22 protein-coding genes are annotated in these 25,604 nt (G+C 44.8%); 3 read left to right on the top strand and 19 right to left on the bottom strand.

All coding sequences use genetic code 11. From position 1 onward, the window contains the following. Positions 1 to 23: 23 nt before the first annotated feature. From ACRRS1_RS04630 to murJ, 9 genes are all read right to left on the bottom strand, one after another. Complete coding sequence (locus tag ACRRS1_RS04630) at positions 24 to 470, bottom strand: hypothetical protein (RefSeq protein ID WP_432454295.1); 447 nt, start codon at positions 468 to 470, stop codon at positions 24 to 26. Next, complete coding sequence (locus tag ACRRS1_RS04625) at positions 470 to 1,477, bottom strand: PilW family protein (protein ID WP_432454296.1); 1,008 nt, start codon at positions 1,475 to 1,477, stop codon at positions 470 to 472. Before ACRRS1_RS04625 ends, ACRRS1_RS04630 begins: the two co-directional genes overlap by 1 nt. Continuing rightward, a complete protein-coding gene (pilV, locus tag ACRRS1_RS04620; RefSeq protein ID WP_432454297.1) occupies positions 1,474 to 2,070 on the bottom strand; it encodes a type IV pilus modification protein PilV in 597 nt (198 codons plus the stop codon). The genes ACRRS1_RS04625 and pilV overlap by 4 nt, the downstream gene beginning before the upstream one ends. A 367-nt stretch (positions 2,071 to 2,437) precedes the next feature. Further along, positions 2,438 to 3,373: a 4-hydroxy-3-methylbut-2-enyl diphosphate reductase gene (ispH, locus tag ACRRS1_RS04615; RefSeq protein ID WP_432454299.1), complete on the bottom strand. Its 936-nt coding sequence runs from the start codon at positions 3,371 to 3,373 to the stop codon at positions 2,438 to 2,440. A gap of 9 nt (positions 3,374 to 3,382) precedes the next feature. After that, positions 3,383 to 3,808 (bottom strand): FKBP-type peptidyl-prolyl cis-trans isomerase, encoded by a 426-nt coding sequence (gene fkpB / locus ACRRS1_RS04610; protein ID WP_432461044.1) that lies wholly within the window; start codon positions 3,806 to 3,808, stop codon positions 3,383 to 3,385. Continuing rightward, entirely contained in the window at positions 3,805 to 4,317 is a 513-nt protein-coding gene (lspA, locus tag ACRRS1_RS04605; protein ID WP_432454303.1) for a signal peptidase II, read from the bottom strand. The genes fkpB and lspA overlap by 4 nt, the downstream gene beginning before the upstream one ends. Further along, a complete protein-coding gene (ileS, locus tag ACRRS1_RS04600) occupies positions 4,310 to 7,141 on the bottom strand; it encodes an isoleucine--tRNA ligase (protein WP_432461043.1) in 2,832 nt (943 codons plus the stop codon). Before ileS ends, lspA begins: the two co-directional genes overlap by 8 nt. Positions 7,142 to 7,161: 20 nt before the next feature. Further along, a complete protein-coding gene (gene ribF, locus ACRRS1_RS04595; protein ID WP_432454305.1) occupies positions 7,162 to 8,100 on the bottom strand; it encodes a bifunctional riboflavin kinase/FAD synthetase in 939 nt (312 codons plus the stop codon). A 42-nt stretch (positions 8,101 to 8,142) separates the two neighbouring features. Next, positions 8,143 to 9,720: a murein biosynthesis integral membrane protein MurJ gene (gene murJ, locus ACRRS1_RS04590; protein ID WP_432454306.1), complete on the bottom strand. Its 1,578-nt coding sequence runs from the start codon at positions 9,718 to 9,720 to the stop codon at positions 8,143 to 8,145. 237 nt (positions 9,721 to 9,957) lie between these two features. Between murJ and rpsT the strand changes: the two genes are divergently transcribed. After that, positions 9,958 to 10,218, top strand: coding sequence for a 30S ribosomal protein S20 (gene rpsT, locus ACRRS1_RS04585; RefSeq protein ID WP_432454307.1), 261 nt, complete (start codon positions 9,958 to 9,960; stop codon positions 10,216 to 10,218). Positions 10,219 to 10,285: 67 nt separating this feature from the next. On the opposite strand, the gene ACRRS1_RS04580 is transcribed toward rpsT, so the two are convergent. The 8 genes from ACRRS1_RS04580 to rppH form a co-directional block, all read right to left on the bottom strand. Then, positions 10,286 to 10,582, bottom strand: a complete 297-nt coding sequence (locus ACRRS1_RS04580; protein WP_432454308.1) for an ArsR/SmtB family transcription factor — start codon at positions 10,580 to 10,582, stop codon at positions 10,286 to 10,288. A gap of 145 nt (positions 10,583 to 10,727) precedes the next feature. Further along, positions 10,728 to 14,984 carry a PKD domain-containing protein gene (locus ACRRS1_RS04575; protein ID WP_432468292.1) on the bottom strand — a complete coding sequence of 1,419 codons (4,257 nt, stop codon included), beginning with the start codon at positions 14,982 to 14,984 and terminating at the stop codon, positions 10,728 to 10,730. Positions 14,985 to 15,533: 549 nt separating this feature from the next. Next, positions 15,534 to 16,469 (bottom strand): transcriptional activator NhaR, encoded by a 936-nt coding sequence (nhaR, locus tag ACRRS1_RS04570; RefSeq protein ID WP_432454311.1) that lies wholly within the window; start codon positions 16,467 to 16,469, stop codon positions 15,534 to 15,536. A gap of 64 nt (positions 16,470 to 16,533) precedes the next feature. Further along, positions 16,534 to 17,760, bottom strand: coding sequence for a Na+/H+ antiporter NhaA (gene nhaA / locus ACRRS1_RS04565; protein WP_432454312.1), 1,227 nt, complete (start codon positions 17,758 to 17,760; stop codon positions 16,534 to 16,536). 352 nt (positions 17,761 to 18,112) lie between these two features. Beyond that, the gene (locus ACRRS1_RS04560) at positions 18,113 to 18,964 is read right to left on the bottom strand and encodes a thymidylate synthase (protein ID WP_432468293.1); all 852 of its coding nucleotides are present in this window, start codon (positions 18,962 to 18,964) and stop codon (positions 18,113 to 18,115) included. Continuing rightward, positions 18,961 to 19,767 (bottom strand): prolipoprotein diacylglyceryl transferase, encoded by an 807-nt coding sequence (lgt, locus tag ACRRS1_RS04555; RefSeq protein WP_432456095.1) that lies wholly within the window; start codon positions 19,765 to 19,767, stop codon positions 18,961 to 18,963. Before lgt ends, ACRRS1_RS04560 begins: the two co-directional genes overlap by 4 nt. Positions 19,768 to 19,852: 85 nt before the next feature. Then, a complete protein-coding gene (ptsP, locus tag ACRRS1_RS04550; protein ID WP_432454315.1) occupies positions 19,853 to 22,123 on the bottom strand; it encodes a phosphoenolpyruvate--protein phosphotransferase in 2,271 nt (756 codons plus the stop codon). Between the two features lie 3 nt (positions 22,124 to 22,126). Further along, the gene (gene rppH / locus ACRRS1_RS04545; RefSeq protein WP_432454316.1) at positions 22,127 to 22,666 is read right to left on the bottom strand and encodes an RNA pyrophosphohydrolase; all 540 of its coding nucleotides are present in this window, start codon (positions 22,664 to 22,666) and stop codon (positions 22,127 to 22,129) included. Positions 22,667 to 23,302: 636 nt separating this feature from the next. Between rppH and mutH the strand changes: the two genes are divergently transcribed. Both mutH and ACRRS1_RS04535 read left to right on the top strand, forming a co-directional pair. Then, positions 23,303 to 23,971 carry a DNA mismatch repair endonuclease MutH gene (gene mutH / locus ACRRS1_RS04540; protein WP_432454318.1) on the top strand — a complete coding sequence of 223 codons (669 nt, stop codon included), beginning with the start codon at positions 23,303 to 23,305 and terminating at the stop codon, positions 23,969 to 23,971. Positions 23,972 to 24,070: 99 nt separating this feature from the next. Next, positions 24,071 to 24,391: an isoamylase early set domain-containing protein gene (locus ACRRS1_RS04535; protein WP_432454320.1), complete on the top strand. Its 321-nt coding sequence runs from the start codon at positions 24,071 to 24,073 to the stop codon at positions 24,389 to 24,391. A gap of 53 nt (positions 24,392 to 24,444) precedes the next feature. On the opposite strand, the gene rplS is transcribed toward ACRRS1_RS04535, so the two are convergent. Further along, positions 24,445 to 24,798 carry a 50S ribosomal protein L19 gene (gene rplS / locus ACRRS1_RS04530; protein WP_432454322.1) on the bottom strand — a complete coding sequence of 118 codons (354 nt, stop codon included), beginning with the start codon at positions 24,796 to 24,798 and terminating at the stop codon, positions 24,445 to 24,447. Positions 24,799 to 24,825: 27 nt separating this feature from the next. After that, complete coding sequence (gene trmD / locus ACRRS1_RS04525) at positions 24,826 to 25,599, bottom strand: tRNA (guanosine(37)-N1)-methyltransferase TrmD (RefSeq protein ID WP_432454323.1); 774 nt, start codon at positions 25,597 to 25,599, stop codon at positions 24,826 to 24,828. Positions 25,600 to 25,604: the final 5 nt, after the last annotated feature.

The following is a 25,604-nucleotide window of genomic DNA, read 5'->3' as shown; positions in this document are numbered from 1 at the left end:
TCTACTTATATTTAAGCCGTTATTTACAACAATGGCTGCTCAATCCCGGCCGCTAAGGAAGTTGCTGCCCGTGCCCCTTTACCATAACTTTTATCCGCCACAACTCTAATATAACGACATTGGCTAATGGCATTATTGCTGCTAGCATTAATGCTTCTCGAGCAGACGTTGTCGACGGTGTGACTCAAGGTACCGTCGACCCCTGGCACCACACTGGATGCAGACATTGAAGACGCCGCAGGCATCGAGCCAATTAAACTTTGTAAGCGAGGAGCCATAATCAACTGATCCATCTCGCCTTCCAATACATTCTCAGCGCCAAGCCGATCACCCATCGCTGAAACGACTTTTAAACCTTGATTGGCACTGCTCAGTAACACCCCACCCAAAAAGCTTAAAATCAGCAAAAACAACATAGCCACAAACAATGCCGCGCCAGACTGTTTCCTCAATTTCAAGTGAATACTCATCAATACACCATATTTCTGAAAAAGATGACCGATTCAAACAACGTTCGGCGATAATGATCATTTGCAGCAGCAACAGCAACATCGCCCAATTCATAACTATTGTTATTAGTATAGTTTTGATCTTCAGTTAAGGAACGGACTAACAAATATAACTTAGCGCCAATCACTCGCCCTTCACTCCACTGCAGCGACGTCACGTTACTAGCGGCAATAAATTCATTAATCACCCCATCTACACTGGTATCAGTATCCACCCCCAGTAATAACCTCATTCTCTCAATACCTTCCACCAAAGGGCCATTGATGGCCTGCATTCCACTATCATTATGGAGATACAACTTGCGTAAAACAGGCAAGCCTGATTGCGCGCTCACATCTAAGTAATAAACAAAGTGTTGATATTCCCAAACTTGCCGCCCCGGCATATCAGCTTCACTTGGCCAAGGATCGCTACTAGTAAAGAGCTCCGCTTGGGCGGAATTTGCCGCAAAGTAATAACGCTTGGAATTTAAGTCTGCGGCGCTTAACTTTGGAGAGCCAATTACCCGCTTAATACCAATAACATCGGAGTCAAGCACCAAGTTGCTACGCGAACTCACACAAGCATACTGGCCACTTAAAGAGTTACTGTTACTCACTTGACCAACAAACAAAGGACTAAAACGCCCTCCAGCCGATGGAAAAGAGCCTTCTGGGGTCGCGCCAACCCAGTCAGTCAAACAATCGTTAGCACTCGGAATATCGCTTGTAACTAAAGTGACCCCAGCACCTCTCACCATAGGCTTACCGGTATATTCGCCAAAAAAACCAACCATTTTTAGATCTCGAGTAATTAAATGGGTGGCGATTCTGCCACTATCCATCATTTGTTCACTATGATAGGTCGCTTCCGTAGTACGCTGCGAGGCAACCAAAAAACTCCCGATCCCTGCAGTCAAAAACAAACCAATCACAATCGCGATCAACCATTCAATTAAAGTAAAGCCCTGTTGAGTGGAATGGCTCATAGGCCAACTCGTGTAGTGAGTACCATTTTGCGACGTTGGTCTGCATTCACGCCGCAGCTAGCAACAAGAGGATTACTGTGACTCAAAGCAACTAACGATTGTCGAGACTGCCATGTAACCACCACCGTGAGCTCCCCATCGGCCTTCAGCTGCACGCAACCGTTAGGTTTTACTAATCCGCCTTTACCGCCCGCAGACTTGGCGTAAAGACCATATTCCCAGTGATATAAATCATCGTTCACTAGGTCAGCAAAACTACAGTTGCTCAGTAAACCATTGTCTTCTGCACAGGCAGGCTTAACCCTTGCAACTTGGCCCTCGCCAACAGTCACTGTAGCTGGATTATTAGCTTGCCAAGCCAAATGATTTAACCGCACCCGTTCCACCAAATTTTCAGCTAATAACATAGCAACTGTACGTTGATGAGATTCGAAACTAGAACGTTTAGCAACCGCCTGCATCGCGACGACGGCCAGTAAACCCACGGCCAAAATAAAAGAAGTGATGATGACCTCGATCAGCGTAAAACCGAGGTTTCGAGAATATGATTGATGTAGCATCTTAACCGACCCATCCATGATGCTTAATGCCATTTTGTGCCAATATTCAGTCAATCAGGAAAACCAGCGAGCTCATTTCAGTCACGCAGATCCCGCTATAGCTTACGACTTTGAAATGACGATAACCAAGAATCGCGCTTGCCTAAGTCCCTCAGTAATCGGCCTCAAATGGCATACTTCGACATCCAATAATTTGAACTTAGATGACGAGAAGTGTAATTACGCTTGCCTAAAGCCGCCATAGCAGCGTGCCGCGAATAGGCCAAGTCTCTATGTCGCTCCGAATCCATGAGCAACAGCCAGAAGCGAACCTCTAACAACCTAGTTATTTAGTGTATAGCGCAAAAAAGAAGGACATGCCTTCTTTTTTATAGAATATGAGAATGCTGAACGCGCTAGACTAGATCAGTCTTAACTCTGCAGGGACTTCAAAAATAGTGTTTTCTTCTCGACCGGGATTCTCTATAACACGAACCCCTCCCATATCTTTTAAACCAGCAACGACCTCTTGTACCAGTACTTCGGGAGCAGAAGCGCCAGCGGTCACCCCCACCCGACTATCAGATTTAAACCAAGCTGCATTAATATCGCTCACACCATCAATAAGGTAAGCCTGAGCTCCAGACTTTTCAGCTTTTTCACGCAAACGGTTAGAGTTAGACGAATTTTTAGAACCAACCACCAGCACCACATCAGACTTTTCAGCAAGATTTTTTACCGCGTCTTGACGATTCTGGGTCGCATAACAAATATCATCCTTGCGTGGTCCTTGAATGGCTGGGAACTTAAGCCGCAGGGCATCGATAATCGCCGAAGTATCATCCACCGACAGCGTGGTTTGAGTACAATAAAATAAATGCGTCGGTTTTTTTACTGTAAGTTTTTCAACACAGGCCACGGTTTCCACCAAATAGATACCGCCTGCATCGTTATTATACTGCCCCATTGTCCCATTCACTTCAGGGTGACCTTGGTGGCCGATCAATACACACTCAATGCCTTTGCGGCTAGCCCGAGTAACTTCCATATGAACTTTGGTAACCAACGGGCAGGTGGCATCAAAAATCTTTAAGTTTCGACGTTTTGCCTCCGCGCGGACTTGTTGTGAAACACCATGTGCACTAAAGATACAGATACTGCCTTCAGGAACATCACTCAGTTCATCAACAAATTCTGCGCCTCGTTTACGTAAGCCATCCACAACATAGCGGTTATGCACAACTTCATGACGGACGTAAATTGGCGCACCAAACATTTCCAGAGCGCGCTCAACAATAGAAATGGCCCGGTCAACACCGGCACAAAATCCCCGAGGGTTGGCTAAGATTATTTCCATTATCGTTCCTTAATGAACCGCCAAAATTTCCACTTCGAAGATCACTGTATGACCCGCTAAAGGATGATTAAAATCTACCGTCACTGAGTCACCAGTAACGGCTCTAATAATTCCTGGAATTTCACTCCCATCTGGCTGAGCAAAAGCAATGATATTGCCCTCTTCTGCCGGCGCATCGGTACCAAATTTACTGCGTTCAAAGTGCTGAATATTATCAGGATTACTCAGGCCAAAAGCTTGCTCTGCTGGCAGTTCAAATTCACGTTTATCCCCTGATTTCAAGCCTAGCAAACAGGTTTCGAAACCTTCAGTTAAGCTACCATCCCCCAGCACTAGTTGCGCGGGTTTGGAATAATTGTAAGTACTTTCAGCGATAGTGCCATCTGACAATTTCAACACAAAATGCAACTCAACCGTACTACCTTGCTGGATCATTTAGTGTCCTTAGAATGAGAACTAAATAGGCTATCAAGTACCAATAGCACTGCGCCAACACAGATGGCTGAATCGGCAACATTAAAAGATGGCCAATGGTAACTCCCGATATAAAAATCTAGAAAGTCGATCACATAACCAAAAACCAAGCGATCAAATACGTTACCAACGGCACCGCCAAGCACCAGAGCATAAGCAATCGCCTGCCATTTTTGGGCTACCGAAGTTTTCTTCATCCACCATAGCAACAGGCCACTAACCCCAATCGCTATGGCAGTGAAAAACCAGCGCTGCCAACCACCTGCGTCACTGAGAAAACTAAAAGCTGCACCGTAATTACGCACCGAGACCAAATTGAAAAACGGTGTAATTGGCAGCGACTCATACAAATTAAAGTTAGCTGCGATTGCATACTTAGTGGCTTGGTCAAGCGCAAAAACCAATACGCTCAACCACAGCCAACGCAAGCCGGTCGCTGAAACTTCAGTCATAGCAGCTTGCTTATGCATAGTGACGAGACTCTCCTTCGCCAGCCACATTACTCACACAACGTGCGCACAAATGTGGATGAGCCTCTGTTTGACCAACATCTTCTCGATGGTGCCAACAACGCTCACATTTCTCAGCTTCGGCAACTTCAATCTGCACTTTCATATTCGCTAACTCAGTGCTCGCGGCTTCTGCACCAGCAGATTCTAGGGTATGTAAGCTAACCTCAGAGGTTAACAATACAAAGCGTAACTCATCACCCAGCAAACTTAATAGTTGCGCCAATTCAGTATCAACATAGAGGCTTACTTTCGCTTCTAAGGTGCCACCGATCTTCTTATCACGACGCGCTTGTTCAAGGTTTTTATTCACCTCATCACGAATGGTGATTAACTTCGCCCAAAAATCATCGTTCATCGCGCTATCTTGCGCTAAAGAACTCAAACCTTGATACCAAGTTTCGGTAAACACAAATTCGTTGCGCTGACCAGGCAGAGCCTGCCAGATTTCATCGGCAGTAAAGCTCAAGATAGGCGCTATCCAGCGTGTTAATGCCTCCGCGATATGGTACAAGGCGGTTTGACACGAACGACGCGCTAAACCATCGGATTTAGCAGTATACTGACGATCTTTAATGATATCTAAGTAGAAGCTACCTAACTCGATTGAGCAGAAGTGCATTAATTTTTGATACACCACATGGAACTGATATTGCTCGTAAGCTTCAACGATTTCTTGTTGAACTGCAGCGGCACGCCCCACCACCCAGCGGTCAAGAGCCACCATATCTTCACTAGCGACCAAATGTTGCTCAGGTTCAAAACCAGCTAAATTTGCTAACAAGAAGCGTGAAGTATTCCGAATACGTCGATAGGCATCGGCGCTGCGTTTAAATACTTCATCAGACACACTCATTTCTGCAGTGTAGTTAGTTGATGCGATCCACAAGCGTAAGATATCAGAACCAAGTTTGTTCCATACGTCCTGCGGTGCAACACCATTCCCCAATGATTTTGAAAACTTATGACCGTTGGCATCAACCGTAAAACCGTGAGTTAACACTTGTTGGTATGGTGCTTTCCCATTAATGGCAGTCGAAATCATTAATGATGATTGAAACCAACCACGATGTTGATCTGAACCTTCTAGGTACATATCGGCGGCATGGCCATTAAACTCTTGACGCGCAGCAACCACACTTGAATGGGTAGAGCCAGAGTCAAACCATACATCCAGAGTGTCTTCAACCTTGCGATAACTAGCCGCTTCATCCCCTAATAATTCAGTTGCATCTAAATCCCACCAAGCCTGAATACCGTTCTGTTCAACGCGTTTCGCTACCTCTTCCATCAACTCGACAGCGCGAGGATGCAACTCGTTAGTTTCGCGATGCACAAATAGGGCAATTGGAACGCCCCAAGTACGTTGGCGAGAAATACACCAGTCGGGACGATTCTCAACCATGCTTTCGATGCGACTCTGGCCCCAATCAGGGATCCATTGAGTATTCTTAATTTCTTGCATCGCCTGCTTGCGCAAACCATTTTGGTCCATACTGACAAACCACTGCGGGGTAGCTCGGAAAATAATCGGCGTTTTATGGCGCCAACAATGTGGATAACTATGACGATAAGCATGATGGTGTAATAGAGCACCCGTTTCTTTCAGCTTTTCTACAACATTGTCATTGGCTTTAAATACATGCTGACCTGCAAAAAACTCGGTGTCGGCAAGAAACACACCATTGTCACCCACTGGATTCGCAACTTCTAAGCCATACTTTTGACCGACTGCGAAATCTTCTTGACCGTGGCCAGGAGCGGTATGTACACAACCAGTACCCGATTCAGTGGTCACGTGGTCGCCGAGAATAATCGGCACTTCAAAATTGTAGAACGGATGCTTCACTTGAATCAGTTCAAGCGCAGCCCCCTGGCAATACCCAAGCGCATGAAAGTGAATTGCGCCAAAACGCTCAACACACTGCTCCATTAACTCACGCGCCAAAATAACCCGCTGTTTGCCATCCTCGGTTTCAATTTGAACCAGCACATATTCAAGATGTGCATTCACAGCCACGGCGCGGTTCGCAGGCAAGGTCCAAGGCGTAGTGGTCCAAATCACCGCAGAAATTGGACCTTCACCATCGGCACCTTGTGGATGATCAAATTTTGCCAGCAACGCCGCTTCATCAACAACAACGAAACGCACATCAATCGCAGGAGAATTTTTATCTTCGTACTCCACTTCCGCTTCTGCCAAGGCGCTGCCACAATCAGTACACCAATGTACTGGTTTAGAGCCTTGCATGAGGTGCCCATTGTCAATGATTTTTGCCAAGGCACGAATAATGTTCGCTTCGGTATCAAAATTCATGGTGAGGTAAGGGTTCGCCCAATCGCCAAGAATCCCCATCCGAATAAAATCCTGACGCTGACCATCAATTTGTTTAGCGGCATATTCACGACATTTTTGACGAAACTCGGCTGCCGTCACTTTTTTACCGGGCTTACCGACTTTTTTCTCAACCTGTAACTCGATAGGCAAACCATGGCAGTCCCAGCCAGGAATATAAGGCGAATCGTAATCAGACAGGGTTTTCGATTTCACGATAATATCTTTTAGCACCTTATTCACCGCGTGGCCCAAGTGAATATTGCCATTCGCGTAAGGAGGGCCATCGTGTAAAATAAAGCTCTTCTTACCCTTTTTGGCCAGCCTAATTTGGCCGTATAGATCCTTTTCACTCCAACGCTTTAGCATTGCAGGTTCACGGTTTGCCAAATTACCACGCATTGGGAACTCGGTATTGGGTAGATTAAGAGTATCTTTATAGTCGCTCATCGAATTACTTTTCCAGTCGGTTACTCTGCAAGGCCATAGTAGGCTTTTGCTCGCTTAATATCGAGATTCACCTGAGCTTTCAGTGCGTCAAGCGAATCAAATTTTTGTTCATCTCTTATTTTCAACTGCGGCTCAACCACTAAACGTTGGCCATACAGGTTGGCATCAAACTCAAATAAATGGGCCTCTACCAATAAATCTTTACCATTTGCAGTCGGCCGCCAACCGATGTTAGCAATGCCAGAAAATCGATGTTCAGGCAGCTGCTGAACATAAGCTTTAACCGCAAATACCCCGTGAATAGGGCATACATGACGAGCCACTTTTAAATTAGCGGTGGCAAACCCCAATTGACGTCCTAACTTTTGACCGTGAATGACTTTGCCATTAAAACTAAACTTTCGTCCTAATAACTGCCCAACAGTATTAAAATCAGACTCTGCTAAATACTGACGTAAACCAGTACTGCTGACTCGTTGATGATTAATACAAAACGAGTGAGTTGCCGTTACATCAAAACCGTAACGTTGCCCCGCAACTTGTAAGCTCGAAAAATCACCAGCACGCGCCTTACCGAAGCGAAAATCATCGCCAACAGCAAGGTATTGAATACCCAGCAATTCAACTAACAACTGGCGTACAAAATAATCGGCGCTCAGTTCCGCAAATACTTGATTGAAACGGACCACAAGTAGCCGGTCTACACCCAACGTTTTCAACTGTTGGTATTTATCACGAAAGCGGCTAATTCGAGCGGGCGCTTGGCGTTTAGCAAAAACCTCTAAGGGCTGGGGCTCGAAAATCATCACCACAGCGGGCAGACCTCGCTGGCGAGCCTGTTCGACTAAACGTTTAATGACTTGCTGGTGACCTAAATGAACACCATCAAAATTACCAATGCTCAAAGCACAGCCATAATGACGTGCTTTTATATTGCATATACCGCGAATTAACTCCATTCCGGCGCCTATTTCATCAAAAACCGACGGATTATAGCTTGTTTAGCCGCCAGTTACAGCCCCGAAACTGCTTTTCAGGTGAGCTAATCGGATCCCCAAAGCAAACAGTAAAATAAGATATACGATGACCGCAACGCCAATATAGCTGAGCAAATGCAACATACTGCTATGCCAAGCGAGGCTAAACCATTGTTCTGTTGTTGGTGACAACCAAGCAATCGCAGCCCCCATCACAATCGATGCAAGGAGAATGCGAGCAATACACCAAGCACTGGCGCGACTCATCTGATACACCCCTTGAAGGTGTAAACCTCGATATAACAGACTAGCATTCAATACTGCAGATAAAGCGGTCGCAATGGCAAGGCCAACATATCCGTAGGGGATCGCAAAAATCAAATTAAGCCCCATGTTACTGACCATCGCGATGATGCCATATTTAACAGGGGTTTTAGTATCTTGTCGGGAGTAATAGCCTGGCGCTAAAATTTTAACCAACATGAAAAATAGTAAGCCACCACTATAAGCCACCAGACTATAGGATGCGTTGAGGACATCTTGAGGGTCAAAGGCACCACGCATAAATAACACCTGTAGAATGGGTTGTGCCAATAGCGCCATGCCCACGGTTGCCGGAATCCCCAAGAAGCACACCATACGTACAGCCCAATCCATGGTTTGCTGAAACTGTTTTGGATCGCTATCCACATGGCGTTGCGACAAGCTTGGTAAGATCACCGTGGCAATAGCAATGCCGAACAAGCCGAGAGGAAACTCTAATAAACGATCGGAGTAATACAACCATGAGATTGAGCCCGTAACCAAAAAGCTCGCGATCAAGGTATCTAATAGCAAGTTGATTTGACTCACCGACACCCCAAATAAAGCAGGGATCATCAAGGTTCGGATCTTCGTCACCCCTGGGTGCTTCCAGCCCCATTGAGGTTTACTCAATAAATTTAGTTTCAACAAAAAAGGCAGCTGAAACAAGAACTGGATCAGACCACCAAAAAAGACCCCCATCGCCAAACCGATTTCCGGCTGCTCAAGATGCGGAGACACAACAAGCGCAAAACCAATCACTGCGACGTTCAATAACACGGGAGTGAAAGCAGCCACGGCAAAACGGCCAAAGGCATTTAAAATGGCCCCAGATAAACCAGTAAAGGTGACAAACCATAAATAAGGAAAAGTAATTTTTAAAAGAAAAGCCGATAATTCAAATTTTGCTGCATCGGGCCCATCTTGTAGCCAAGAAATAAACCATCCCGTGCCAAACAAGGCCGCGATTAATGGCGAGCCAATAATGCCAAATAGAGTCACAATGGTAACCGCTAAACCTAGCGTGCCACTTACCTTGGCAATCAACAAACGCACTTCATCTTCACGATTATTTTGTTTGTACTCGGTCAGCACCGGGACAAAGGCTTGAGCAAACGCACCTTCGGCAAATAATCGACGTAAAAAGTTTGGTATTTTGTTCGCAAAGAAAAATACATCAGCGGCAACGCCTGCCCCCATCAAATTCGCAATCACCACATCACGAACCAAACCTAACACCCGAGAAATCAAAGTCATACCGCTCACAATGGCGCCCGATTTTAACAAGGTTCTACTCAATGCACTGTCCTGTAGCCAATTTATACAAATTCCTCTGCCCTAACATTAAAAATGCTGGTAGAATCGCGCCACAGTTTACCCGCCTATAGAGATCGATGCTACGACCATAACGTTTAGTTAGGTTTTACTTGCTTGGATTTTATAGTTGGTTAAAAATTGTTTGACATAAACATGAAAAACGGGCATATTCCACGGCCTTTAAATTCATAATTCCAAGACAAAGTTCAGGAGTTAACCTTGGCTAATACTAAGTCAGCTAAAAAACGCGCTATCCAAGCTGAAACGCGTCGTCAACATAACGCTAGCCGTCGCTCCATGATGCGCACTAATTTGAAAAAAGTTATTGCAGCTATCGACGCAGGCGATAAAGATGCAGCTCAAGCAGCATACACTGTTGCTCAACCTATCCTAGACCGTTACGCGTCTAAAGGTTTGATCAGCAAAAACAAAGCAGCTCGCCATAAGAGCCGCATTGTGGCTAAAATCAACGCACTTTAATTTAAGGTGCTTGAACAAAAAAACCGACTTTAAGTCGGTTTTTTTATTGGTGAAATTAAGAAGAAACTTAATCCGCACAGTATAAATCATGAAGCTGAACCAGAACTGCTTTTGCCTCTTTACTCGCTAAAGCATAATAAATGGTTTGCGATTCTTTACGAGTCATCACCAACTGATCTTTTCTTAACCAAGCTAAATGCTGAGATAAAGCTGATTGGCTTAATTCAACTCGTTGATTTAATTCACCAACTGTTAACTCCCCTTCTAACAAATGACACAAAATCATCAAGCGGTTCTGATTCGCCAAGGCTTTTAGTAGCTTCAATGCTGGTTCAGCATTTTTCTGCATATTTTGTATATTCATCTGCAAACTCTAAAATATTAATTATCCAAACTATACGTGAAATGACCAAATTCAGCTAGCTGGATCGAGCAATGGAGTCGCCATGGCCGCGGTATTGAACATAAAAAAGCCGCTCGAAAGCGGCTCATTTATCGTTCCGACTCCGTTACAAAGCAGTGAGCGAATAAGTCATACTCAAATCATCTAATTCCAGTAAATAATCGCCAACAACATCGGTATAAATATCGGCCCCCGCTTCTTCCAGGATACCATCGGCTTCATTATCACCGAGGTTATAAGACCAATCTCCAACCGTATCGAACTTGAAACGCTGTCCGCTTTGCCCATCAAAACTGATAGTCACTTGCCAGATGTTATCTCTGACTAAGCTCATTGCGGTATTTTGCCAAGCATTAGCGGTGCCTCGAAAATACAAGTTCTCGAAATTAGCAACGAAGTTGGCATTGGGGTCCACTACTGTCACGAACACCGACGCTTGACCGGTTTTATCGCCATCGTCAGTAACCGTTAAGCTAAGCCCATAAGAGCCTACGGCATCGTAAGTGATGGTCGTGGTTTCAGTATTTGCACCATTACTCCACAAGTAACCGGTAATGCTGCCATCACTGTCACTAGAGGCTGCGGCACTATAGCTAATGCTTTGACCAATATCGATTTGTGTTGCAGACGCAGTGATCACCGCAGTTGGTGCTTGATTTACATTCTGCTCAACAATGCGATAAGCAAGCTCTTGATCATTCACTTCAACCCAATAAACGCCAGAGACCGCAGTGAAAATATCACCGCCGCTTTGCTCTAACACGCCATCACTATTGTTATCCCCATAGTTTTGACTCCAATCACCATTAACATCAAACTTAAAGCGTTGCTCTGTTTGGCCATCAAAATCAACCAATACTTGCCAAGTATGATCCGCGATGAGGCTCATCGCTGAGCTTTGCCAACCATTCGCAGTGCCACGGAAGTAAAGTTGCTCAAAATTAGCAGCGAAATTTTCCGTCGCAAGACTCAAGAGCACTTCTGTTGAGGCTTGCCCCTCATCATTATCCGTGACCGTAAGCCCGACCGTCATGCTTTGATTAACAGTAACGTCAATCTCCGCGGTGGTTTCGCCAGTGCTCCATAAATAGCTAAGCACTTGACCGTCTTCATCGAAAGAACCTGCCGCACTTAAGGTCACCACACTACCGGCAATCACGGTTTGACTGGCGGGACTAATCACCGCAATTGGCAATACATTTTCAGCAACATTTAAGGTCACCGAAGCGGTATTCGTTTTCCCGGCATCGTCGGTCACGGTCAGCGTAATAGTTTGCGTTTCAGTCACCGTAAGTGTAATGCTTTGGCTGGTTTCACCAGTACTCCAAGCATAGCTGCTAATGCTTCCGTCACTATCGCTAGACCCCGCAGCACTTAAAGTCACCTCGGTGCCGACTGCCACCGTATGGCTAGCAGGAGATATCACCGCCACTGGGGCGATATTACCGTCAACGCCATCGGGGATCCCTGCTAAAATCACGCCACCGGCAACCTGCCAATCACCTTCACCTGCACTGTAATTAGCCCCCCCATTATTATCCCAAGCGCCACTACAACTGTTCGCGACAAATTCAAGCTGATCAGCATTGTCTAAATCAATGCTTAAGCGATACCAATTATCAGCAAGACTTTGCATTGCCACTCCCGGTGCCGTTGTCCAAGTTAATCCGCCATCAATACTGTAATGCAAACACACTTGTCCCCAACCATTGCTGTCCTGGTAGTACACGCTGGAAGTGACAGTTTGTCCAATGATCCGATAGCTCACACTGGTAGACGCTTTTTGCCCCACACTATCGGTCACGGTGACTGAAATGGTAGTCCGCTCATTCAGAGTGAGTGTAATTGTCGGCGTCGTTTCACCAGTGCTCCAAAGATAGCTCGCAATAGGGCCTTCACTATCCGTTGAACCGGCAGCGCTTAGGGTAACCACTGTCCCATGTGCGACCTCTGCATCACTTGCATCAATATCAGCAACTGGACGAGCATCTCCAATAATCACATCATCGGTAAAGAACATTGCTTCACCTGCAACGCTACCGTTGACATCTTCCACCAGCTTACCATCGACGTGACTGAACTGACCCGCGCCAACATAAACTTGTTGAATAGCCGAACGCGTGATATTACCTTTGCTATCGCGCGCTTCAATATAGTAATCAAGTAGCTGCTCTTGAAAGTCCTCGATATAGCTGAAGTACATGTTGCCGATTTTGTCTGCCGGAACCACCTCAAATATTTCCTTGCCCGATGGCTGCCAGCTCACGCCGTTGATATCGGCACTTAAATCCCGTTCACTCATCGCAAAAGTCTGCCACTCGCCAACCCGTGAAGGGTCAACATTTGGATCGCTACTATGGGCACTCGGATCGTATAATTTAAAGGTTTTATCGGTGGCCGTTGCCCACTTATCCTTATGTACCCGAACCTTTACCTTGATGTCTTGAATATCACTCACATCGTAGCCATAGGTATAGATGGCAAATTTAGTATCGGCGTAAACCTTCGCCCAACCCTCGGCCTTACTCGCGTTGGCGCTGCCTGGATTATAAGGGTAGCGCTGCGGCCACCATAAAGAAGGCCCAGTTTTATCCTGACTCAGATTTGCTTCCACATAGGGAACAGAGAAGTGTAGCGATTGATTAAACGACACTGTGGGTTTCACCCCATCATCAATATTCTCATCATAATAACCAAAGCCCGAATCAATCGATGCTAATAAGAAGTACCAGCCTAGCTCCGCAGGATTAGCCCCACCCGCGTAATTGTTCGCAGGATCTCCTTTCAGCGGAAACGACATCATCCAGGGATTCAATTGATTACCTGGGTAGGTCACTTGATGGTCACGTTCGGTACTTGGGCTCCAATAATTAGGGTTATTATCCAACCAAATTTGCTCAGCGGTCTTGGCATAGTTCTCCGCGGCTTGAAGCAACGCAAAATTACGTTCTAAATAATGATATCCCAATTCGAGTGAGACCATATGCTCACGCGTGGCGACAAAGTCGGTGCCATTGGCGGTGTTAAAGTCCGCCATTTGCCCCTTCCAAACCCCCATTGGAATATGCCAATGATACCAAGTTGGATCTGCGGAAGAATCTCGAGTATCGATCCACGAGCCATCTTGAACATGTACCACATCCTCGGCAGGGATCGGGTGCGCGGCCAAATATTCCTCTACCCCCATACCTCGAACCGTAGTATCCGCATAAGTCACATTCCCCGAATTCGCCCAAGTGTTTCCATCACCAGCACAGCCAGAAGAATTATCACCATCGTGCGCAATGGTAAAGAACTGAGTCCGCCCTAAGCTTGCCGCATCATCAACAAATGGTTTAATGACATCAGCGGTCACTTTACACTGATATCCTTCTTCCCAAGAGCTCGCTTGTTCAACCGGAATACCGGCAACTTTGTATTGCTCACCGCTTTCAGGATCGACATACTGCACCCAATGAGGGATCGAGGCGAAGGGAAATTTATTAATGGTGTTTTGCTGTTCATTAAACATGTGCAACTCGGTCCACGCCCCGATATTACTTTCATTCTGTAAGTCCGCTCGATTCGGTGGAGAAATTAAAGTATCGACCCCCGGATCATTTAAATAGGGATAATCACGTAGGGTTCGGGAATAATGCACATTACCCAATACCGACCATTCAATCCCCAGTTTATTTAACACTGGGATGATCCGCTCGGAAAAGCCGAGCTCAGTCGGGAAGAAACCTTTCGATGACTTAAAGGCGTCACCTAGAAAATAATCTTGCGCTAAAGTTACATTTTGATAAATCAAATCTTTTAGAAAGTACTCATTACCCACTAAAGGCCCCATTGTATGGTGACCAGAGAAGTGAATGGTATCTAATGCATTAAAACCGCCTGAGGTTTTAGTATTCGCTTGAACCTCTCGCCAATGCGCTCCCCAACCTAGGTTATATCCGTCTAAATTAGCCAACTCGGCAAAACTTTGTACGTTATTGATCACCGCGGCCGACATGGTGACATGAGTTTGGCTCTGTGGATGATTACCATGATTAGACTTCGCGGTATCCATGGGCCAACTCAGGTAGGCGCCTGTTTTAGCATGATGCTGATAATACGAGACCAAATCATCATGAGGCATCGGCGCCCCGGAGCTTGGAATAAAAAAACTATAATTTGCTGGCGGGTTTTGTTTTAAGTTAATCACTTGACCGTCGTAGGCATAGCGAACCGCCTCCCCGACCGCAAGATTATCGTATTCACTGACATCGTAATAAGGCCAGAAATTGGGCATGTGATTATGGTAAATATGAGTTGCAGCGATTTCTGCATGCGCAGAGACCGACGCTGCCACCATCGTGATGGCGAACATCTTTTTCATGATTTGCTTCCTTTCCCGCACCATAGCCATAGACATAGCTATTCGATACGCTTTACTTGCTGATTAAAATGCAGAAGCCAAACATGGGTTTGTAGGCCGTTAAGCCGATTATATTTAATTGCCCTATAACGGTTGGATCCTGCGTATTTGATGCCTAAGGCATCACTTGTGAAGTAGAAGTTGAGATGGACTCTACTCCACAAGGCTTCTGTACTTCAGCTCAAAAGCGAACAGGCGAAGTGATTAAGCCATTACGCAGAGTTATCAGAAACATTCAGTATGCTAGTCGCCTTGACGCCAACACTTATTATATAAACCGGAATTCGCTTTGAGATGTAAGCGAACCTTCGACGTTACTTTATAGTTTTAGCAACACTAGCGGGTATACCTTCAATTAAGAAGCAACGAAGTCGATAAACTCGTCAAACATCAAATAAACACAAACAACTTAGTGATAAATTTGATATTTATCACGAAAGCTATCATTTATATTTGAGGAATGGTAAAGATTGCTTTTTGAGAAGAGGATTATCTTGTAAAACCTAAATTTTAACCGCCGAGGCTCTGTATTACATCCAGACTATGTTGATGTTTTTCATCGGCAAACAGCTGCGAAAAATCGGTATTACATAAGCGCCTCACCGAAGGATGTTGAATCATCCGTTCGGCAAATAACAGATGATATTCTTCTTTGAGATCATCGGTAACGCCTAGTAAACGGGTATTAGGATTGGCCAACATATCTCCAGTGTAAATTGCAGGAGCAATAAAAATACCATCGGTATATTCGCCAAATGCTTTCATTAACGCGGCATCATCAAATTCAGCCAATACCGATACCTTTAAACCCAATTGCTCAAACCAAGCCCATAATTTACGACCCAAAGCACTTCGGCGACCAGGCAATAACAAGCTACGCTGCTCTAAACAGGCTGGAAAAGGCAACAAAGGTAAGGGTTCGTTGGCGAAAAAAGCAATACTGCTTTCGCCTAATTTTTTACTGAGTACCCCCTCTTGCTTCGCATGATCTAAGCCGCAGTCGGATAAAATCACATCCAACTTATGTTCAGCGAGTTGCGACAGCAGTAATTCGTGAGTCGATTCCACGCAACGTAAACGAATATCACCATCAGGCGGCACCGTAGATAATAAGATCCGACTCGCCAAACGCTTAGATAATGCATCGGCCACTCCGACTTCAAATAACAACTTTTCTTGTTGTGAATAATTCACAATATCCAGCATTTCGTAGCTTAAACTAAACATTCGGTCAGCATATTTATAAACCAACTGACCTAGCTCGGTCCGAGTGATTTTCGGACCGCGCCGAGTGAATAATTCCCCAGCAAGACGTTGCTCAAGTTGTTTAATTTGGCCGGTAACGGTTTGTGGTGTAATAAATAAGGCTTCTGCGGCAGCCGTCACCGACCCTCGTTTGCAGGTCATCCAAAAATAGTAAAGGTGGTTATAGTTTAAATGCGACATGTATGACCTAAAAGCAATCCCCTCTGGGGATTGCGTTGATGATTTTAAATGACCTTTCCCCTTGCTAAATGGAGGAATTTTCCCATGATTGACCCAGCCTAGTTTGCGCAGAGTTGCGCAAACTTTTAGCTTCTTTACGAGTCGAGCCATGTAATAAGCCATAGCCAATCAATGCAGCAAGTACCGACCCACACAATATAGCTAAACGGGATAAAGCTATCAATTCACTTTGCCCGTTAAAGGCAAGTGAGGAAATGAATATTGACATGGTAAAGCCAATTCCACATAACACAGCTGTCGCAAATAACTGTTGATTATTCGCACCAGCGGGCAACTTTGCAAAACCAGCCCTGATGGCTAAACGACAACAAACGTATATGCCTAAAGGTTTACCCACCAACAAGCCCAGAATAATCCCTAAAGCAAGCGGGCTTTGAAAACTCGCCAAGCTAATGCCAGTGAGAGGGACACCTGCGTTGGCAAAAGCAAAAATAGGCACAATAATAAAACTCGAAGCTGGATGTAGGGCATGCTCAAGTGTCTTTAGCGGTGAACCACCGGTTTTCGCTTTCAAGGGGATCATAAAGCCAACAATGACCCCAGCTAAGGTCGCATGAACCCCAGATTTTAATACCGCCACCCAAAGCACAGCGCCGAGCAGTAAATAAGCGCTTAAGCCTCCGTAACCTCGACGATTCAACAATAACAAACCAGCACTTGCCGCTAACGCCCAAAGCGCCGGAATAATCGCCAATTCACTGGTATAAAATAGTGCGATGACTACAATCACGCCAAGATCATCACTGATCGCCAGAGCCAAGAGGAATACTTTTAGGCTCGCTGGAACACGTTTACCTAATAAAGCCATGACCCCTAGGGCAAAAGCAATATCGGTTGCCGCAGGGATCGCCCAACCTTTCGCCAACTCCGGATCAGTGCCATTAAATATTAAATAAATCGCCGCTGGCACCAGCATGCCACCAACCGCAGCAACCACTGGCAACAATGCTTGTTCTTTCGAAGAAAGCGCTCCTTCGATGAGTTCGCGTTTAACTTCTAAACCGATGACTAAGAAAAAAATCGCCATCAAGCCATCATTAATCCACAACAGCAAAGGTTTATTGATATCTAATTCAGCGATCCTCAGCTGCAAAGGAGTCTCGAGAAAAGAGAAATAGACAGGAGATAACCAAGCGGTATTGGCCATCACTAAAGCCAATACCGCAGCCACCATCAACAAAATACCACCAGCAGCTTCTAATCTTAAAAAACGATCAATAAATTGTTTCATAACAGCCCACTAAAAAAAAGAATGGTTATTTTACCCAGCGAGCAAGTAATTGATATTCACTTCTAATGAGCCTAAGCATCGGTATTTCCGATAATAAAGAAGATAGACTGTAGTTTATACAGCAATGTTCGGCATAAAGATCTATTTTGACTGTAGATGACGAGTGAGATTTAGCTGAGCGCTAGATCCGAAAGAGAAGGAAAATTAAATGCAGAAAGAGAAAAGAGCTTAAAATGGCTCATACGCTCAAATAGGTGCGAGATGGCAGGTTAAAGACTTAAAGGAGACTTGCAAAAATAGCGGCGGCCAAACTTAAGGCCGCCCCCATATAACAACCAATAGCAGTCGCTGATTACACCGAAAATGGGTAGGCGATAGGGTCATGATACTGATAGCCACTGACCTCAAAATCATCAAGAGTGACCCAAGTTTCCAAATCTTCCAATGTTTTGATCTTCGGATTAATATGCAACTTTGGAGCCGCAAAGGGCTCCCGCTTCAGTTGCACCTCTTTCATCAACGCCAGTTGGTCTTCATAAATGTGAGCGTTAACAATCTTATGGTAAGCCTTACCAGGTTTGTGACCGGTAATCTGCGCCATCAAAGCCAAAAAAGTAAAGACTTGAATTTGATTGAAATTTTGTCCTAAAGGCACATCACAAGAGCGCTGACTAGAAGTTAAGTAAAGATTATCTCCAAGCAAGGAAAAGGTATGAGTATGCATACAAGGACGCAAACAACCAAGATGAAACTCCCCTGGGTTGTAAAACGATAAGATCTCACCGCGATCATCAATCCCCTGGCTTAAGTCATCCACAATCTTACGCAGTTGATCAACTTCTCCACCATCGGGTTTAAGCCAAGAACGGCCCTGAACACCATATACTCGCCCCATATCATTTTCGCCTTTGCGAGCAGGGTTGTTTAACCATGCCCGATTTTCGTTGGCATTGGCTAACCAAGTTGGCGTACCTAAGGCTTTAAACTCGGCAGCATCATTCAGACCCCGAATATAGCCGAGCAATTCAGCAATGGCCGCCTTCCAATAGCTCTTACGAGTGGTCACCAGGGGAAATTCATTATTTGCTACGTCATATTCGAGATCAGCATTAATCACCGTCAAACAACGCTTACCGGTGCGCTCATTTTCAACCCAAGTTCCCTGTTCAACAATCCGTTGACATAAGTCTAAATACTGTTTCATGCTTTGCTCTCATTAGAGTGACGTCGATAGGCCCAGGTGATAAATAATGCGCCAACAATCACCATCGGTAGAGATAACAATTGTCCCATGCTCATCCCAAAACTGAGTAAACCGAGCTGACTGTCGGGCTCACGGAAAAACTCTATAGTGAAACGAAAACAGCCATAAGTGAGTAGAAATGCTCCAGAAATAGCCCCCATGGGTGGCTTACGTTTTGCGTAAATCAATAAGATGAGCAGTAGTGCAATCCCTTCAAGAGCAAACTCGTATAGTTGCGAGGGATGACGAGCGACTAATCCGCCCGAGGGAAATATCATGCCCCAAGGCATATCAGTTGGTCGTCCCCATAACTCGCCATTTAAAAAATTGCCGATCCGCCCAGTCGCTAAGCCAAACGGGATCAAAGGCGCGATAAAATCGGAGACGGTAAAGAAATGACGTTTGGTATGTCGCGCAAACCAAAACATCGCGGTAATCACGCCGAGTAAACCGCCGTGGAAAGACATTCCACCTTCCCAGATTTTAAATAGATAAAGTGGGTTGTCTAAAAATAGTGGTAACTGATAAAACATCACGTAACCAACCCGTCCGCCAAGAATCACTCCGAGAAAACCATAAAATAACAAATCACTAACTTCGGCGCGAGTCCAGCCGCTGCCAGCTTTATCAGCCATGCGATTACCTAACCACATCGCAAACATAAATCCAAGTAAGTACATTAAGCCGTACCAACGCACGTCTAATGGGCCAATACTAATAGCAATCGGATCAATCTTAGGAAACACCAAAGGAGTAGACACAATAAGTAGCTCTATTTAACGAATATAAAGAAAGGGCATTTTGCAGTGAATCACAAGATGAAACAAGCGTATCAAGCAAGCTTATCCATTAATGTTTACTTACACGAACAAACTGCGATAACTGTTGCTTATCTAAGTAGTCATAAAGTATCTGGTAAATTGCCGACCCCGTTTGACTCGCCAATACCTTTTCTTGTAACTGAGCAAAATCGGCCTGCTTCACATGACGAACAATGTATTTAATTTTAGCCAGATTAAAACTACTCATACTTAAACGACTATACCCCAGAACCAGCACCAATAAAGCGCCCACAGGGTCCCCTGCCAGTTCACCACAAAAACTCACTGGAACATCATACAAATTGGCTTGTTCAATTATGTGCTTCAGCGCTCTCACGACCGCCGGATGAAAGGTATCAAACAATTCAGCGACTCGGGTATTATTACGATCCACCGCTAATAAATACTGGGTTAGGTCATTGCTGCCCACCGACCAAAAATCAACGCGCTGCGCTAACTCTGGCAACAAAAACAACACCGAAGGGACTTCCAACATCACCCCATATTTCGGCGGTTCTGGCGGTTCCTCTAAACTAAGTTCTTCAACCACTTCTGCCCAGGCTTGTTCCAGCAAACGAGAAGACTCATCGACTTCGTTCAAACTACTAATCATGGGTAACATGATCGACAAATTACCGCATTCGATGGCAGCTCGAAACATCGCTCTCGCTTGCACCAAGAAAATTTCAGGGTGATCTAACGTCAGTCGGATACCACGCCATCCCAAAAATGGGTTTTCTTCAACAATAGGGAAATAAGGTAACTGTTTATCGCCCCCCACATCGAGGGTACGCATACAAACATTCTTACCTTGATAACTGCTTAAGATATCGCGATAACGAACAAATTGCTCTTCTTCAGAAGGAAAACGATCTTGCATCAAAAATGGCACTTCTGTGCGATATAAACCGACGCCATCGGCACCCGCATTAATTGCAATATCGCTGTCAGCACTCAAACCTGCGTTAATTAATAACTCAATGGCTAAGCCATCTTGAGTGACTGCTGGTTTATCCAATTTCTGCTGAACCAGACTATTAAGCTGATCTTCTTGGGCAAGAAGCTTATTGTACTCGTCTTTTAAGAGTTGGTCTGGCTCTACAAATAACTCCGCCGAATAACCATCTAGCAATAATTCACAGTCTTGCAACTTATTCACATCGAAACTCAAGCCCATTAAGGCTGGCACCCCCAAGGCTCGAGCCAGAATAGCAGCATGAGAATTCGCCGCACCGCGTTGCGACACGACGCCAGCGAGTAAATGCCGAGGCACCTGAGCAAACATTGTCGCGGTCACCTCTTCAGCAACCACAATCACGGGTTCCGAGGGTAACAAGCCAGCACTAGGTCCCATTTGCAAAGCGTGTAATAAACGTAAACCAACGTCTTTAACGTCAATTGCCCGCTCCTTCAAATAGGGGTCGTTCATCTCGGCAAATAAATTAACATAGTGTTCAACGACCAAACGCAAAGCTGATTCGACATAATAACCTTGAGTTATTTTTGCACGAATATCTCCGGCCAAGCTAGCGTCAGCTAACATCTGTTGATAAAAATCAAAAATTGACGCGACGTCTTTTGGTAACTGCTCAGACAATTTAATCGCCAGACTATGAAACTCATCCCGAGCAATATCTAAGGCACCATTAAAACGTTGTAACTCAATATCAACATCTTCACACTGCTCAATCCGTTGCTGTTCAAGCGCCCCGGTTGAACGGTTTAACCAAGCTTTAGCAATCGCAATACCACTCGAACTGGAACCAGCCTTAATCGCCTCGGCCCATTTCTTTTTCTTGGAGGGCGCATTAAGCACCGCGTGTAGATCAGAATTCGCGAGGACTCCCGCTAAATGAGTCGCCAAAGTCACCAAGAATGACTCTTCACTCTGATCAAAGCTTCGCGCCTCTGATTGCTGGACGACCAATACGCCCAGTACCTTACGCTGATGGGTAATCGGCGTACCTAAGAAAGAAAAGAACCCTTCTTCCGCAGTTTCAGGAAGATATTTAAAATGCGGATTAAGCCGAGCATCGGCCAAGTTGATCGGCTCTTCGCGTAAGGCCACCTGACCAACCACGCCTTCGCCAAGGGGCATTGCCGCCTTACCAATAGCGCTGGCGGCTAGGCCTTCTGTCGCTCGCAGAACTAAGCGTTTTTGTTGATGATCCATGACATATACCGAACAACAATCGGTTTGCATCGTATAACGGATCTTCGTAACTAAAATAGCCAAAGCACTGTCGAGAGTATCGGCATTGCTTACCTGTTCAACAATGGCACGTAACTCTGCTAACACTTCTTAAGCTCCTTTACGTTTCTTAAAACGTCGCCGTTTATCTTTATTTGGTACCTTATCTGTACGGTGATAAGGCATTGCCGAAATCACAAACTCTTTGAGAGCACGACGATATACTTCTCGTTTAAATGATACGACTTGCCGAACCGGATACCAAAAACTCACCCAGCGCCAATCATCGAACTCTGGGTGTCCACAACAATCAAATTTAATACTAGATTCTTGACCCACTAGACGCAGTAAAAACCACTTTTGTTTTTGTCCGATACAAACTGGCGGACTATCCCAACGAATTAAGCGCTTCGGTAATTTATAACGCAGCCAATGTTTGGTTGTTGCCAAAATTTTTACATCTTGCGGCAGCAAGCCTACTTCTTCATGCAACTCACGATACATCGCTTGTTCAGCCGATTCCCCTTCATCAACGCCACCTTGGGGAAACTGCCATGAATGTTGACCATATCTACGTGCCCACAATACCTGACCACGCTGATTACAAATAACGATGCCGACGTTGGGGCGATAACCATCCCCATCAATCACTGAAACAACCTTCAGCTAAAAACTATAGATAAGTGATTCTTTCACAGATCGTCAAGCTCGGCAAATACGCTTATCACAAAGGAACAAAATTGTAATAACACCCGCTTAAGCAAAGTTATTCGATTTATCTGTGAGAAAAACTGTGTATAACTTGGGATAAAGCCCAAAACTAACATATTCAAACAATAAAAATCTAAAAAACAATATACATAAAATACAAAATAACATTAAAAATCAAAAACTTAATTTAAAATGGGAAATGATTTTTCAAGTTTATCTAGATTCGCACTGTTCATAACTTTAATTGTTTAAAAAACCAACACATCTCCATAAAACGTGTTTATTCTCATCAGATCGCCTTAATTATAGACATCCTGAGTTAAATAGAGACTTTCTGTGTATAAAATACTAGTTAATAACAATTAACAATAGTTATCCATAGATAATGTGGATAAGGTTGTTTGTAAGTCTAAATTAGCTATGAATAACGTTTAACTATCCACCAAGCGATTCAAAGAGAAAAAATAAAGCCGCTAATAATCAATAAGTTACACTATAGTTATGGCTATTGGATAAGCGGCTGCATTTACTGCGCAGCTTCTATACAATAGCCTTTTACCCACAGTTAACGAAGCCATGATCAGCAAACCAAATAGTGAAGCCGAACTCTACGCTCGCGCCCAATCCTTAGCCGGACTGAGTCTTGGTGAATTAGCATTACGTGAAGGCTTTAGCATTCCCGCTAACTTTAAACGTCAAAAAGGCTGGGGGGGTCAACTGATTGAATGGTGCCTAGGGGCAAGCGCTGGCAGCAAGCCGATTCAAGACTTTCCCGAACTAGGCATCGAATTAAAAACGATCCCAATTGATGCACAAGGTAAACCTCTGGAAAGTACTTATGTATGTATTACGCCGCTCACTAATGTGGCAGGGCTGACTTGGCATCATAGCAATGTCTACAATAAGCTTTCGCGAGTATTGTGGATCCCCATATTGGCAGAACGAAGCATCCCTATCCCGCAACGGATTGTCGCAAACCCAATTTTGTGGAGCCCTTCAGCAGAGCAAAACCAGCAACTCCAAGCTGATTGGGAAGAGCAAATGGAGATGATTAGCTTCGGCCAAATTGAACAAATAACGGCACGCCAAGGACAGGTACTACAATTACGTCCTAAGGCCGCAAATAACAAGGCAAGAACTGCCGCCATAGGACCCAATGGCAGCCTAATTCAAGTACTTCCTCGAGGTTATTACCTTAAAACTGTGTTTACTCAAGAGATCCTTCGACAATACTTTCAACTTTAAAAAAACCAATCTACTATTGACCAAGCTCTCACTTTTTTGAAAGAATCACTATTGGTCACAATGTATACGGATTTATTTTATCTCTCGGAGGAGAATAGCATGCCCTTAAAAAAGCAATATCTAAAGTCCAAACCTGAAGTAAAGGTCACCTTTGAAATTGAAAAGGAAGCCACCCAAGACGCCGCGCAGATCTATTTAATTGCCGAATTTAATGAGTGGCAGCCGATAGAGCTAACCAAACTCAAAAATGGCAAATTTAAAGTCGTGGTCAATGTTCCCACGGACCAACAAGCAAGCTATCAGTTTAAATATAAACTGTGCTTAGCTGATGGGACCGAAACCTATGACAACGATTGGCTCGCAGATAGCTATCAGAACAGTGGTGTTGGTGGTGACAACTCAGTCTTAGAAATCGCCTAGACTCGCGCACAAAAAAGCCCGCATACGCGGGCTTTTTTCTCGAAGAAGTAGACTTACTTCGTCGCCAACTTTTCTTTAATACGGGCTTTCTTACCAGAAAGTTCACGTAAGTAGTAAAGTTTAGCACGACGAACGTCACCACGACGCTTAACAGTAATACTCTCAACTAGCGGGCTATGAGTTTGGAATGCACGCTCAACGCCTTCACCGTTTGAAATTTTACGAACCGTAAATGCTGAGTGTAAACCACGGTTACGCTTAGCAATTACTACGCCTTCAAACGCCTGTAGACGCTCACGATTACCTTCTTTTACCTTTACCTGTACAACTACTGTGTCACCAGGAGCGAACGCAGGTACGTCTTGCTTCAATTGCTCTTCTTCGAGCTGTTTAATAATATTGCTCATTACTATTTCCTAGAATTAACTGAATCTTTATTTATTATCCAAGGGCGTTTGCTCTTGGATGAACTCAGCAAGAATCTTTTCTTGCTTGTCAGTCAGAGCTAGATTCTCCAATAACTCCGGTCGCCTCAAATAGGTTCGCCCAAGTGCTTGTTTGTAGCGCCACTCTTCAATTTTTTTATGGTTTCCACTGAGCAGTACCGGAGGTACCGCCTGCCCATCCAAAACTTCTGGACGAGTATAATGTGGACAATCCAACAATCCATCAGAGAATGAATCCTGCTCAGCTGAAGCTTTATCCCCCAAAACTCCCGGAATTAACCGCGAGACGGCGTCTATCATATTCATTGCTGGCAGCTCACCACCACTTAACACATAATCACCAATCGACCATTCTTCATCAACTTCGGCTTGAATTAAGCGTTCATCAATGCCTTCATAGCGACCCGCAACTATAATCAGCTTTTGCTGTTGAGCTAACTCCATTACTCCATCTTGCTTCAAGGTACGCCCTTGCGGTGACATATAGATCACCTTAACCCCATCACCAGCAGCCTGTTTAGCAGCATGAATCGCATCCCGTAAGGGCTGTACCATCATTAACATACCAGGGCCACCGCCGTAAGGCCGGTCGTCCACCGTACGATGACGATCATGAGTGAAATCACGCGGATTCCAACACTCAATCTTAACTAAGCCACGTTTTACCGCACGCCCAGTCACACCGTACTCGCTTATAGCATGAAACATTTCCGGAAATAGACTCACTATTCCCACCCACAACTGTGGTGTCTGCTCAGCCATAAAGG

This window comes from Agarivorans sp. Z349TD_8 (assembly GCF_050870825.2).
Classification (GTDB): domain Bacteria; phylum Pseudomonadota; class Gammaproteobacteria; order Enterobacterales; family Celerinatantimonadaceae; genus Agarivorans.
The sequence above is the reverse complement of the archived record's forward strand: the minus strand, read 5'-3'. Positions and strand labels throughout refer to the sequence as shown.